Here is a 13,435-nt window from a genome sequence, read left to right on the forward strand (position 1 = left end):
GCGTATCGGGATTTTTTGCACCAAAACGGGGCGCCAGGCCGTTTTTTCTGTCCCCTGTGCAATATGCGCCACAGTAAAGAAAGAAATCTTGTTTTGTATCAAGTATGTAGCAGCCAGCGAGCGTATTTTCCACTATGCTTTCACTTATGAAATCTCGCCAATTGTAACGAAGCGTACGCCCTATCCCCGCCACCTTTATACAAGTGTCAGCTGTTTTACTCGAACATGCCAGCCCCAACTTCGCCAGCAGTCGTCGTGACTTTATAAAGGACCTAGCCATGTTTAAGAATTTACTGATCAAATGGAAGCTGGCGACGCTCGTTGCCGTGATGATGGTGGCCTTGCTGGTGGTGGGCATCAGCGGCTACACGGGCATCGCCACCGTGGGGACCGCCGTCAATGAGATCGGCGTGGTGCGCCTGCCGTCGATCCAGGGCCTGATGATGATGAACGAGGGCCAGACGGCCGTCGCCGCCGCCACCCTGACGGCCGCCATCTATGAAAACAATTACCAGGCACAGGACAAGTTCGCGGAAGCGCTGCAGCTGCGCACCAAGGCCTGGAGCAATATCGAGGCAGGCCGCAAGCTGTACGAGCCGCTGCCGCAAACCCCCGAGGAAGCCGTGCTGTGGAAGCGCTTCCTGGACGAATGGGCGGCCTGGAAGGGCGATGACGACAAGGTGCGCGCCATCCTGCGCCAGCTGGCCGACAACCGCGACGAGCCGCGGCAGAAAGAGCTGTTCGTGGCGTTTTACAAGCAGTACCAGGATTCGCGCAGCCTGTTCAGCAAGGCCGAAGCCACGCTCAACGAGATCATCAAGCTCAATAACGGCGTGGCCGATGCCAGCGTCAAGGAAGGCAGCGCGGCCGTGATCCGCTCGGAAAGCCTGATGGTGATCCTCGGCTTGCTGGCTTCCGCGCTGGGCATCGGCTGCGCCGCCTACATCACGCGGGCCATCACGCAGCCGATCAATTCGGCCGTGAAAGTGGCGCAAACGGTGGCCTCGGGCGACCTGACCAGCCACATCGAAGTGCACACGACGGAAGAAACGGGCCAGCTGCTGCAGGCGCTGAAAGACATGAACACCAGCCTCGTGAACATCGTCGGCCAGGTGCGCAGCGGCACGGAGACGATTGCCACGGCGTCGTCGGAAATTGCCAGCGGCAACCTGGACCTGTCCTCGCGCACGGAAGAGCAGGCCAGTTCGCTGGAAGAGACGGCATCGTCGATGGAAGAGCTGACGTCCACCGTGCGGCAGAACGCCGACAACGCCCAGCAAGCGAATCAGCTGGCGCTCTCCGCCTCGGGCGTGGCCGTAAAGGGCGGCGCCGTGGTGGGCAAGGTGGTCGAAACCATGGACGCCATCAACGACTCGTCGCGCAAGATCGTCGACATCATTTCCGTCATCGACGGCATCGCCTTCCAGACGAATATCCTGGCCCTGAATGCGGCCGTGGAAGCGGCGCGCGCGGGCGAGCAGGGACGCGGCTTTGCCGTGGTGGCCACCGAGGTGCGCAATCTGGCGCAACGCTCGGCGGCGGCCGCCAAGGAAATCAAGACCCTGATCGGCGACTCCGTCGTGGCCGTCGACACGGGCAGCAAGCTGGTGGCCGAGGCGGGCAGCACGATGGCCGAAATCGTCTCCAGCGTGCAGCGCGTGACGGACATCATGGCGGAGATCAGCCTGGCGACGCAGGAGCAAAGCTCGGGCATCGACCAGATCAACCAGGCCATCGGCCAGATGGACCAGGTGACGCAGCAAAACGCGGCCCTGGTGGAAGAGGCGGCCGCCGCGGCCGAATCGCTGCAGGAGCAATCGGGCCAGCTGGCCCAGGTGGTCAGCGTCTTCAAGCTCGATGGCGCACAGGCGCCAGCCGCGCGCGCGAAGCCTGCCACGCCGCGCGCCGCAGTGGCCAGTGCCGCGCCCAGGCGTCCCGCACCGGGTCCGGCATCGCCTCCCGCATCACGCCCCGCTGCAGGCCGCCCGGCCTTGCGCGCCGTGCCGTCCCAGCGCCAGAGCGCATCGCGCGACGACGAGTGGGAAGTGTTTTGACGGATTGACGGATTGACGGCGCCAGCAGGCGCTGACCGGACGGCCGCCCTGTGCGGCCGTTTTTGCATGTGCGCCCAAGCCCGCACTGCGGTTACTACTTACTAAAAAAACAGCGTTATAAAAATAGCTGTTTTGTCATCTAAGCAAATCTTTTCAAAACTTAACGCGACATTGCTTGTGAGATAACTCACACTGCCTGCCGTACCACCCTTGTTCCCGCCTCGGCCACATCCCGGCTGACCCCTCCGCCTGCTGCGTCCAGCCATTCGTGGCAGGCGGCAGCCATTGCCGTCAGCCTTGCATGCGAGCCCGGCGCGGTGACCGATGATGCACCACATTGAAGGATGCGAATAATGATGGCAAATATGAAAATCGGCACGCGCCTGCGCTGCTCTTTTGCGTTGTTGACCTTGCTGCTGCTGGCGACTGCCGCGCTGGGCATGTTGCACCTGTCCAGCCTGGAGCTGCGCATGCGCGACGTGATCGATGACAAGTATCCGAAAACCGTGCTGGCCAACGACATCATCAAGAATGTCAACATCATCGCGCGCTCCTCGCGCAACCTGCTGCTGATGACGGAGCCGCAGCAGCTGGCGCAGGAGCGCGCGAGCATCGCCAGGGCGGGCGCGGACACGGAGCAGCGCCTGGCGCAGCTCGAACGCATCGTGCTGTCGGAGCAGGGACGCGCGCTGATGGCGGCCGTGACGCAGGCGCGCGCCACCTTCAACGAGGGCCGCGACAAGGTGCTGGCCCTGCTCGAGGCCGATGCGCGCGACGAGGCGGCGGAGCTGCTGCTCGGTACCGTGCGCAACGACCAGCTGCGCTACATGGCGGCGCTGGAAAGCCTCATCACGCACCAGCACGACCGCATGGAAGAGGCGGGCGCCCAGGTGCACGCAGAATATCTGTCGGCGCGCACCATGATGCTGGCGCTTAGCGCCCTGGCCATCGGTTTCTCGCTGGTGACGGCATGGCTGGTCACGCGCAGCATCGTCCATCCGCTGCGCCATGCCTTGACCGTCGCGCAGACCGTGGCCGCCGGCGACCTGACATCGACCTTCGGCCGCCACGGCGGCGATGAAACGGGCAAGCTGCTCGACGCGCTGTGCATCATGAACGGCAACCTGCTCGAGATCGTGCAGCGGGTACGCAGCGGCACCGACACCATCGCCACGGCCTCGTCGCAGATCGCGGCCGGCAATAGTGACCTGTCGTCGCGCACCGAGGAGCAGGCCAGTTCGCTCGAACAGACCGCATCGGCCATGGAGGAGCTCAGCTCCACCGTGCAGCAGAACGCGGACAATGCCCGCCATGCCAGCATCCTGGCCGTCGAGGCGGCAAACATCGCCGGCGCCGGCGGGCAAGCCGTGGGCCAGGTGATCCACACCATGGACGCCATCAGCGCGTCATCGGCGCAGATTGCCGACATCATCGGCGTGATCGACATGCTGGCCTTCCAGACGAATATCCTGGCCTTGAACGCGGCCGTGGAAGCGGCGCGCGCGGGCGAGCAGGGGCGCGGCTTTGCCGTCGTGGCAACGGAAGTGCGCAGCCTGGCGCAGCGCAGTGCCGCGGCGGCGCGCGATATCCGCGCCCTGATCGCCAATTCCACCCAGCAGGTCGACGCGGGCGCGGCCCTGGTCGCACAGGCCGGCGCCACCATGCAGGAAGTGGTGGCGGCCGTGGGGCGCGTGAGCCAGATGGTGGCCGACATCACGGCTGCCAGCGCCGAGCAAAGCACGGGCATCGGCCAGGTCAGCCAGGCCGTCGTGCAGATGGACGAGGTGACGCAGCAGAACGCCGCCCTGGTGGAGGAGGCTGCGGCCGCGTCGCAATCGCTGGAAGGCGAGGCGGCGAACCTGCTGCAGGTGGTCAGCGTGTTTCGCCTGCAGCAGGGGCCGGCGCACGCCTTGCCGCGCCGGAGCGCGCCGGCCGTGCCGCGCCTGCTGGCCTAGTGGCGCGCCTGGCAAGGTTCTGGCACGGCCCGCGCGCGCGGTCGCTGCTGTGCGCTGCGCTGGCCGTCTGCCTGCCGTTGGGCATCTGGCTGGACGATGCGCAGCCGCGTCACGTGGCGCTGGCGGGACTGGCGGCGCTGGCGCCGGGTTGCGCCATGCTGTGGCGGGCGCTGAATGGGCGCGGCGGCACGCGCATGGCGTCGGCGCGCAGCCGGGAGCTGCAGGCGCGCCTGGACAGCGCCATCGGCGACGGCGAATTCTGTTTTCACTACCAGGGCAAGTTTGATACGGCGCAACTGCGCCTGGTGGGCCTGGAAGCGCTGCTGCGCTGGGACCACCCGCGCCACGGCCTGATCTACCCGAATGCATTCATCGGCCTGGCCGAGCAGACCGACGCCATCGTCGCGCTGGGCAACTGGGGTATCGATGCCGCCTGCCGCCAGCTGGCGCAGTGGCGCGCGGCGGGCCTGCCCTTGGTGCCTGTCGCGGTGAATGTCTCGGCGCGCCAGCTGTGCCAGCCGCACTTGCCGGACTTCGTGCTGCGCTGCCTGCGGCGGCACGCCATCGTGCCTGGCCTGCTGGAGCTGGAAGTGACGGAAAGCTGCTGCATCGACGACATGGCGCAGGCGACGCAGGTCTTGCGCCGGCTGCGCGCGCTGGGCCTGGCCATTTCGCTCGATGACTATGGCACCGGTCATTCGGGGCTCAGCCATGTCAGGATGCTGCCGATTCACACCATCAAGATCGACCGCTGCTTCATCCGCGACCTGGGCAGCGCAGGCAGCGCAGATAGTGACACTGTGATCGTCGCCTCGACCATTGCGCTGGCGCGCGGCCTGGGCTTGCAGGTGCTGGCCGAAGGCGTGGAAAACGGCGAGCAGCTGGCGCGGCTGCGGCGGCTGGGCTGCCCCCAGGTGCAGGGCTTTTACCTGCACCGCCCGGCGTCCGCGGCCGACGTGGCCGCACTGCTGGCCGACGGTGCGCCGGCCGGCCTTGTAACAGTGCCGAAACATGGCGCCATGCGGCCTGGCGTGGATGCTCAGTAAAATATGGCCACTGCAAGCCGCATGCTTTAACACTTCTCCCCCACGCAAGAATGATAAACAGTCCCGTCCCGGCCTATGTCTTCGGCCCGTTTCGCCTTTTGCCGCTAGAACGCGTGCTGTTCGAGGGCGATCGCGCGCTGCGCCTGGGCAGCCGGGCCATGGACTTGCTGCTGGCCCTGCTGGAGCGCGCAGGCGACATCGTCGACAAGCATGAACTGGTGGCCATTGTCTGGCCCAATGCCGTGGTCGACGACGCGACCTTGCGCGTGCACCTGGCGGCGCTGCGCAAGGCGCTCGGCGATGGCCGCGATGGCCAGCGCTACATCACCACCGTTCCCGGGCGCGGCTATGGCTTCCTGGCGCCGCTGGCGCACACGGGCCAGCCGGCGCCCGGAACGGCCGGCGTCGAGCCGCGGCACAACCTGCCCGTCATGCTGACGCGCATGCTGGGCCGCGCCGAGGCGCTGCAAACGATGGCCAACCAGCTGCTGCAATTGCGCCTGCTGTGCATTGCCGGTCCGGGCGGTATCGGCAAGACCACGCTGGCTGTCGTCCTGGCCACGCGCGTGCTGCGCCGCTATGCCGATGGCGTGTGTTTCGTCGACCTGGCGCCGCTGGACGAGGCCCGCCTGGTGCCGCTGGCGCTGGCCACGGCGCTGGGGGTGGCGGTGCCGGCCGGCGACGCCATGCCGGTCCTGCTGGCCTACCTGCGCCCGCGCCACATGCTGATCGTGCTCGATAACTGCGAGCACGTGATCGGCGCGGCCGCCATGCTGGCCGACGCATTGCTCAAGGGCGCGCCGTTGCTGCACGTGCTGGCCACCAGCCGCGAGCCGCTGCGCATCACCAGCGAGCAGCTGCAGCGCCTGCCCGCGCTGGAATTGCCGCCGGCCGATGCCGTGCCCGATGCGGCGGCAGCCCGGCATTTCGCCGCGGTGCAGCTGTTTTGCGAACGCTGCGCGGCCGTCGACGATGCTTTCGTGCTGGCCGACGCCGATGTGCCCGTGGTGGTGGACATTTGCCGGCGGCTCGACGGTATCCCGCTGGCGCTGGAGCTGGCGGCCGGGCGCATCGGCCATTTCGGCTTGCATGAATTGCGCCGCCAGCTCGACGACCGCTTTCGCCTGCTCACGCGCGGGGCGCGCAACATGCCCTTGCGGCACCAGACCCTGCGCGCCACCCTGGACTGGAGCTACTGCCTGCTCGACGCGCAAGAGCGCCAGGTGCTGCAGGCGCTGAGCGTGTTCAAGAGCCGCTTCCGCCTGGAGTCGGCCAGCGCCGTGGCGGGTTGCGACGTGTTCGACACGCTGGCCGATCTGGCGGCCAAGTCCCTCGTCAGCATCGAATTTTGCTGCCAGCACGTGTATTACCGCCTGCTCGACACCACGCGCGCGTATGCTAGCGCGCAGCTGGCGGCGGGCGGGGACGCCAGCGCCGTGCTGCGGCGCCATGCGCGCCATTGCCTTGGCCTGGCCGGACGCATCGCCGCCGACTGGGAGAGCATGCCGCCGGCGCACTGGAGCGCGCGCTACGGCCGCCATGTGGATGACCTGCGGGCCGCCATCGACTGGACCTTCGGCGAGGAGGGCGACGTGGCGCTGGGCGTGGCCCTGACTCTGGCCGCGCAACCCCTGTTCTATCAGCTGTCGCTGATGGATGAATACCGCGTGCGCGTCGCGCGGGCGCTCGAGTGCATGGCCGCGCAGGCAGTGGATGACCCCGACAGCGAGATGCAGCTGCATGCCTCGCAGGCACACCTGCTGCTGCATACGCAGGGCGTCACCGGCACCATGCTGCGTTCGTTCCAGCGCGGCTATGCGCTGGCCATGCGCACGGACGATGACAGCCGCCGTGCGGAAGCGATTTGCGGCATGTGGATCTGCAGCCTGCAGCTCGCCGATTTCCAGCGCGCCGACAGTTACGTGGCCCAGCTGGCCCTCCTGTGCGAAGCGCGCGACGACACGGCGATGCGGCTGGTGCTGGCGCGCATGCGCTCGGCGGGCGAGTACTTGCGCGGACGCTACGCGGAGTCGGCGGCGCTGGCGCGCATGGTGCTCGCGCATCCCGAGGGCGCCGGGCAGCTTGGCTTCAACAACGCCTTGCTGGCCGATCACCAGGTTTGCCTGCGCGGCACGCTGGCGCGCTGCCTGTGGATGCAGGGCCGCGCCGACGACGCACTGGCGCTGGCGCGCGAGGCGGTGACGGTGGGCTTCGAGCACAATGGCGTCACGCTGTGCGTGGCGCTGGCCATCAATGCCATTCCCGTCGCCCTGTGGTGCGGGCAGCGGGGACTGGCGCATGCCTGGACTTGCCTGCTGTGCGAGCACGCGGCCCGCTATGGCTTGCTGTACTGGAGCGCCTGGGGCGCCGCCTACCAGCGGCTGCTCGACGCGGGCGATACGCTGACGGAATTTCCCTGGCCTGCCGTGCGCAGCTGGCCGATACAGATCGATTTGATGGCCACGCTGCACGACGCGGCCGCCGATAGCCAGGCGCTGCGGCGCGCACGCACGGGACTGGCGCCATGGAGCGCGCCGGAAGTGCTGCGCCGCGACGCGCACCACCGCTGGCGGGCGCTGGCGCAAGACGATGCGGCCGGCCTGGAAGCGGTGCGCGTGCAGCTGGAAGAAGCGCTGCAGCTTGCCCGGGGCCAGCAGGCGCCGGGCTGGGAGCTGCGCTGCGCCACCAGCCTGGCGGCCGTGATGCAGGCGCAAGGCTACGGCGCCGCCGCGCATGCCATGCTGGCCCCGGTCCATGCCGGCTACCGGCAGGGGCGCGACACCACGGACGTGATGGCGGCAGCAGCTTTGCTGGCGCGGTTGCTGGCGCAGCTGGCTTGATGGCTATTCGTAGGCACCCAGCCGGCGCTGTTCGTCCGGCGTGAAACTGGCGTCGCGCAGCTGCTGCAGCGCTGCAGCATCCTGTGCGCCGCCGGGCAGGATGGCCTGCTGCGCCTTCTGCGCCTGATACGCGATGATGCGCTGCTGCCACTGCGATTCCTCGCGGTCCAGTTCCGCCAGGCGCGCCGCCGCCGCCGGCGTGAAGGTGCTGGCACGCAGGCGGTAGACTTCATTCTCGCCGCCGCCCTGGGCCCGCAACGCCTTCACCGAGGCGTCCAGCTGCGCCACCCTGACGGGTGCGTCGCGCGCATCGCGCTGGGCGGGCGACATTTTCTGGTCCAGCACGGCCAGTTGCGCCTGGCGCTGCGCCTCGTCGAGCGAGGTGTCGCCGAGGATAGCCATGCGCGCCACGGCATCGTCGTCATATGCGTCGCTGGCGCCGAACAGGCCTGCGCTTTCCTCGGGCGTAAAATAATTGCCGCGCAGGGCGCGCATCGCTTGCAGGCGCGCGCGCGCCGCCACGGCGGGATCGGCCTGCGCCGGCAAGGCCTGTTCCGCGCCGGCCAGCGCCTGCTTGTATGCCAGGTAAGCGCCCAGCAGGCGCTTGGCTTCGCGGGCGGGGACGGGCGCGAGGCGCCGGTCCAGTTCCGCCTCGATCTGGCTGCGGATGGCGGCCAGCGGTTTTTCACCGAGGCCCGCCAGGTAGTAGTCGAACAGATGGCCCAGTTCCGCGTCGACCACCAGCTTGTCGCCGGCGGCCACCGTCACGTTGCCGTCGGGCCGCGTGCCTTCCATCGAGCGCACGAACGCGAACAGGTCCGGTTCCGCCTTCTCCGGCGGCGGAGCGGGCGGCTCCCCCGGCCGCAATGCCAGGTACAGGACCAGGGCCGCCAGGCTGCCGCCGATGAGCCATCTCGCGTTCGTGTGCATCGCAGCCTCCTTACAGTCCCAGGCCTTGCAGGCGGTTGGCCTGCTGGCGGAAGACGGTGACGGGGTTCGTCTCGAACAGGTTGACGATGCCGACAAACTGGTTGACTTCATCGAGGTGGTTCATGGCGTAGTCGTCGCGGATCACCTTGCCCAGGTGGCTGGAGCAGCTGCTGACCAGACCATCGTTCTTCACGCCGCCGAAGGCCAGGCTGATGGCCGCCAGCGCCGGGTCGCCCACGTCGAGCACATTCGTGTACGGTTGCGCGCCGCTCCACGAAAAGTAGTGCACGCCCTGCACCTGGTAGGCCCCTTCGCCGCAGGAGGAGGTGGGCACGCCTTGCGGATGGCGGCTATTGAAGGCCAGCGAACCGGCCGTGGACAGCGAGGCGAGTGAGGCGCCCGCGTTTTGCGGCAAGCCCTTGTTGCCCGACAAGATGCCGATCAGGGAAGCGAGCGCATTGCCCAGCGCGCCGCTGGTGTTGGGAATGGCGCCGCTGAGGATATCGGCCACCTTGGAACCCTTGTTGACGCCGGCAACGCTGGTGACGGACGCCACCAGGTCGGGCCGCACGGAGGCGACATAGCGGGCCGTGGGGCCGCCGTGGCTGTGGCCGATCAAGTTGACCTTGGCCGCGCCGGTGGCGGCGAGGATTTGCCGCACCTGCGACAGCAGCTGCTCGCCGCGCACTTCCGTGCTGTTGGCGGCCGAGACGGTGGTCACATACACTTGCGCGCCGCCGCTGCGCAGGGCGTCGGACACGCCATAGAAATAGTCGACGGGTCCCAGCTTGTCGAAGCCGAACAGGCCGTGCACGAGCACGATCGGGTACTTCGTTTGCGTGTAGCCGGCGGCGCCGGCGCTGCCGGGCAGGATGGCGAGGGAAAACAGCAGGGTGGATAGCAGTTGCCAAAAGCGAGTCTTCATTTTGTCTCCGTTATTATTGAATAGTGGAAATGTCGATGCTGTAGCGATGAACCGTGCACTCCTTACATTCTCGATGCATTAAAAATAGCGAGCGCTCGGTTTTTTGAATGTAGCACCGCTGGATTTAAATTGCTGTGAATTGCATGATGCAGCGCAATAACTGTGCGCATTTGGCGTTGCGTATGGGTCCATTGCATAGTTGAAAGGTCAAATAGTTGTTTTCCTGAGCTATAATCGGCCCCGCATCCGCCGTCCCGCCGTCTTGCAGCGCCGCCCAGGTGCTGTCTTACATTGCTCATACACCGTTACTTGGGAATGCACTTGTCGACCCATTTTAATTTTGAACAGTTTCAGCAGATGACGCCTTTAAATGGCGAAAACATCTGGGAATATATTCTTGACCGCCACGCGGAGCGCATCGGCGTCAAACGTCGCAAGCCGGCGCTGGAAAATCTCGAACGCATCTTTGTCGCCACCTTTCGCCTGGCCAATGACGTGGGTTTCCGCGCCATGAGCTTGCGCGACCTGTGCCGCGAAACGGGGCTGTCGATGGGCGGCCTGTATGGCTACATCACCAGCAAGGATCAGCTGGCGGAAATGATCGAGGACGTGGTGCGCCACGCCACGCAAGCCTTGCCGCTGCTGTTCGTTGACGTGAAGTCGCCGCTGGACCGCCTGGAGGCGATGATACGCTCGTCGATCTACCTGTCCGAAGTGCTGCAGCCGTGGTTTTATTTCGTCTTCATGGATTCGCGCGTGCTGCAGGTGGAGCAGCGCAGCATGGCGAAAAATTCCGAGCTGTATGTGCAGACCCTGATCGCCGCCACCATCGCCGAAATCGAACCGAAGCCGCAGGGCGATCCCACCCTGCTGGCGGCGCACTGCCTGGCCCTGTTCCAGGACTGGTACGTGAAACGCTGGAAGTACCGCGCGGCGAAGGTCAATGTCGACGATTTTGCCGACAGCGTAGTCGGCACGGTGCGCGGATATTTGAGCATGGCCGCCGTGTAAACCGCTGCGGCACCTGTCGGGTTACGCCGTCCCGGCTAACCCGACCTACGACTGGTGATTGATGCGGTAAGAGGCAGGTCGGATTAGCGAAGCGTAATCCGACAAGATACTGGTGATTGATGCAGTAAGAGGCAGGTCGGATTAGCGAAGCGTCATCCGACAAGATAGCTGCGTCAGTTCGTGGTTTCCACCGGCAGCGTCTCCGGCAGTGCTGCCGGGTCCGTCGGCGTCTCCGCCTCCATATCCAGCGTCTTCACGCCATTCATGTCGATGAATTCATCGTACAGCCATTCGCCGTCGACCTGGCTCAGGCCCGCTGGCACGTCGCGCGTCACTTGCGGGCGCGTGGAAAGCGCCGTGCGCATGTAGTCGATCCAGATCGGCATGGCCAGGGTCGAACCGAATTCGCGTCCGCCCAGCGATTTGGGCTCGTCGTAGCCCATCCACGCCACCGCCACGATACCGCCGCTGTAGCCGGCGAACCAGCCGTCGACGGCGTCGCTGGTGGTACCCGTCTTGCCGGCGATGTCGCTGCGGCCCAGTTTTTTCGTCGCCGCCGCGCCCGTGCCCGTGCGGGCCACTTCGCGCAGCATGCTGTCCATCACGAAGGCGTTGCGCGGGTCCAGCGCCAGGGTCTTGTCGTCGTTCGGCGCGGGCGGCTTGGTCTGCATCAGGATGGTGCCCCTGGCGTCGACGATGCGGTCGATCAGGTATGGTTCCACCTGGTGGCCGCCATTGGCGAACAGGGCGTAGGCGCCCGCCATCTGCACGGGCGTGACGGAACCCGTGCCCAGCGCCATGGTCAGATTGCTGGGCTGGCGGGCCGGATCGAAGCCGAATTTTTCCAGGAAGTCGTGCGTGTACGACACGCCCAGCGCGCGCAGGATGCGCACCGAGGCCACGTTCTTCGACTGCGCCAGCGCGTAGCGCATGGTGATGGGGCCGTCGAACTTGAAGTCGTCATTCTGCGGCGCCCACACCTTGCCGCCCGCCTGCATTTCCAGGGGCACGTCGTTGATCAGGGTGGCCGGCGAAAAGCCTTTTTCCAGCGCCGCCGAATACACGAAGGGCTTCATGGCCGAACCGGGCTGGCGCCACGCCTGCGTGACGTGGTTGAACTTTTGCAGGTTGTAGTCGAAGCCGCCCACCATGGCGTGGTAGGCGCCCGTGTCCGCATCCAGCGAAACGAAGGCGGCGGCCACCAGCGGCACTTGCGTGATGGCCCAGTTACCCTTGGCGTCCTGGCTGATGCGGATCACGGCGCCCGGGCGCAGCTTGATGCCGGCGCTCGCCTTGGCGGACAGCGCCGGGGCGGCAAAGCGCAAGCCGTCGCCCGTGATGGCCTTGGCGTCGCCGTCGCCCGTGTCGGCCACCACCTTGCCGCTGGCGACTTCCGTGACGACGGCGGCGATCAGGCCGTCGCTGTCCGGACGTTTTTGCAGCGCAGCATCGATGGCGTCGTCGCGCTGCTCGGGATCGGCCGGCATGTCGATGAAGGTTTCCGGGCCGCGGTAGCCGTGGCGCTGGTCGTAGGCGATGACGTTGCGGCGCGTCGAGGCGTAGGCCGCGTCCTGATCCGCCTTCAGGATCGTCGTGTAGACGCTGATGCCCTTGATATAGCTGTCTTCCTTGAATTGCGCAAACACGGCCTGGCGCGCCAGTTCGGCCACGTATTCGGCGTGCGTGTCGAAACCCTGTTTGCCGCGGCTGTTGATATGCAGCGGCTGCGCCAGCGCCTGCCGGTACTGGCCTTCGCTGATGTAATCGAGTTCACGCATGCGTTTCAAGACCAGCTGCTGGCGCGCGTGCGCCTTTTTCGGGTTGCTGATCGGGTTGTGGCGCGACGGGTTTTGCGGCAAGCCGGCCAGCATGGCCATTTCCGCGATCGACAGTTCCGACAAGGGTTTGCCGAAATACGTCTGCGCCGCGCTGCCGAAGCCGAATGAGCGCTGGCCCAGGTACATCTGGTTCATGTACAGCTCGAGAATCTGCTCTTTCGACAGGGCCGCTTCGATTTTGAGGGCCAGCATGATTTCATTGAGCTTGCGCGAGGCGACTTTTTCGCGCGTCAGGAAGAAGTTGCGCGCCACCTGCATGGTGATGGTGGAGCCGCCGCCATGGCCGAAGCCGTGGCGCAGGTTCGACAGCACGGCGCCGCCGGCGCGCACGAAGTCGATGCCGTGGTGTTCGTAGAAGCGGCTGTCCTCGATGGCCAGCAGGGCTTTCTTCATCATTTCCGGCACTTGCGCAATCGGCACGAAGTCGCGGTGTTCTTCGCCGAATTCGCCGATCAGCACATTGTCGGCCGTGTACACGCGCAGCGGGATCTTCGGCTGGTAATCGGTGATGACGCCCAGCTCGGGCAGGCGCGGGCGCACGTACAGGAACAGGTAAGCGGCCAGCAGCACGGCGGCGGCCAGCGCGGCGCCGCCGGCGATGATGAAGCCGCGCGCGGCGGCGCGGCGGGAGGGCCAGGGGAATCCGGATCGTTTGGCAGTCAAGGCAGTCTCACATGAGCGTGCAGGGCACGGTGGCAGCGATTATAGACCAATGCGGCGGCGCTCCCCGTGCGGGCCGGGCGCCGGGGCCGGGAGCAAAAAACCTTTTCATCGAAACGCGGCTGTGCGATAGTCTCGGCTTCAAGCAAATAGCCCGGGCGTCAATCCGGGCTGTT

The 13,435-nt window shown here is 66.3% G+C and carries 8 protein-coding genes; 5 read left to right on the forward strand and 3 right to left on the reverse strand.

Annotation, left to right across the window (positions count from 1 at the left end):
- Positions 1-278: 278 nt before the first annotated feature.
- The 4 genes from AC1Q6X_RS12550 (at position 279) to AC1Q6X_RS12565 (ending at position 7,895) form a co-directional block, all read left to right on the forward strand.
- Positions 279-2,054 (forward strand): methyl-accepting chemotaxis protein, encoded by a 1,776-nt coding sequence (locus AC1Q6X_RS12550; RefSeq protein ID WP_492497320.1) that lies wholly within the window; start codon positions 279-281, stop codon positions 2,052-2,054.
- Positions 2,055-2,407: 353 nt separating this feature from the next.
- Positions 2,408-4,009, forward strand: a complete 1,602-nt coding sequence (locus tag AC1Q6X_RS12555) for a methyl-accepting chemotaxis protein (RefSeq protein WP_492497322.1) — start codon at positions 2,408-2,410, stop codon at positions 4,007-4,009.
- Complete coding sequence (locus AC1Q6X_RS12560) at positions 4,009-5,055, forward strand: putative bifunctional diguanylate cyclase/phosphodiesterase (protein ID WP_070219917.1); 1,047 nt, start codon at positions 4,009-4,011, stop codon at positions 5,053-5,055. The genes AC1Q6X_RS12555 and AC1Q6X_RS12560 overlap by 1 nt, the downstream gene beginning before the upstream one ends.
- Before the next feature lie 98 nt (positions 5,056-5,153).
- Positions 5,154-7,895 (forward strand): ATP-binding protein, encoded by a 2,742-nt coding sequence (locus AC1Q6X_RS12565; RefSeq protein WP_492497325.1) that lies wholly within the window; start codon positions 5,154-5,156, stop codon positions 7,893-7,895.
- 3 nt (positions 7,896-7,898) lie between these two features.
- Here the strand turns inward: AC1Q6X_RS12565 and AC1Q6X_RS12570 are convergent, their stop codons facing one another.
- Positions 7,899-8,825, reverse strand: coding sequence for a lipase secretion chaperone (locus AC1Q6X_RS12570; RefSeq protein ID WP_492497327.1), 927 nt, complete (start codon positions 8,823-8,825; stop codon positions 7,899-7,901).
- A gap of 10 nt (positions 8,826-8,835) precedes the next feature.
- Positions 8,836-9,750 (reverse strand): lipase family alpha/beta hydrolase, encoded by a 915-nt coding sequence (locus AC1Q6X_RS12575; RefSeq protein WP_070312038.1) that lies wholly within the window; start codon positions 9,748-9,750, stop codon positions 8,836-8,838.
- 357 nt (positions 9,751-10,107) lie between these two features.
- Between AC1Q6X_RS12575 and AC1Q6X_RS12580 the strand changes: the two genes are divergently transcribed.
- Positions 10,108-10,761 (forward strand): TetR/AcrR family transcriptional regulator, encoded by a 654-nt coding sequence (locus AC1Q6X_RS12580; RefSeq protein ID WP_070291641.1) that lies wholly within the window; start codon positions 10,108-10,110, stop codon positions 10,759-10,761.
- Positions 10,762-10,934: 173 nt separating this feature from the next.
- On the opposite strand, the gene AC1Q6X_RS12585 is transcribed toward AC1Q6X_RS12580, so the two are convergent.
- A complete protein-coding gene (locus tag AC1Q6X_RS12585) occupies positions 10,935-13,262 on the reverse strand; it encodes a penicillin-binding protein 1A (RefSeq protein ID WP_492497329.1) in 2,328 nt (775 codons plus the stop codon).
- Between the last annotated feature and the right edge of the window lie 173 nt (positions 13,263-13,435).

The organism is Janthinobacterium sp. GW823-FHT06H09, assembly GCF_058794735.1.

Bases quoted from the DNA above. Each gene is read 5' to 3' on its own strand.
- AC1Q6X_RS12550 (WP_492497320.1), top strand. From the start codon at position 279: ATGTTTAAGAATTTACTGATCAAATGGAAGCTGGCGACGCTCGTTGCC.
- AC1Q6X_RS12555 (WP_492497322.1), top strand. From the start codon at position 2,408: ATGATGGCAAATATGAAAATCGGCACGCGCCTGCGCTGCTCTTTTGCG.
- AC1Q6X_RS12570 (WP_492497327.1), bottom strand. From the start codon at position 8,825: ATGCACACGAACGCGAGATGGCTCATCGGCGGCAGCCTGGCGGCCCTG.
- AC1Q6X_RS12575 (WP_070312038.1), bottom strand. From the start codon at position 9,750: ATGAAGACTCGCTTTTGGCAACTGCTATCCACCCTGCTGTTTTCCCTC.
- AC1Q6X_RS12580 (WP_070291641.1), top strand. From the start codon at position 10,108: ATGACGCCTTTAAATGGCGAAAACATCTGGGAATATATTCTTGACCGC.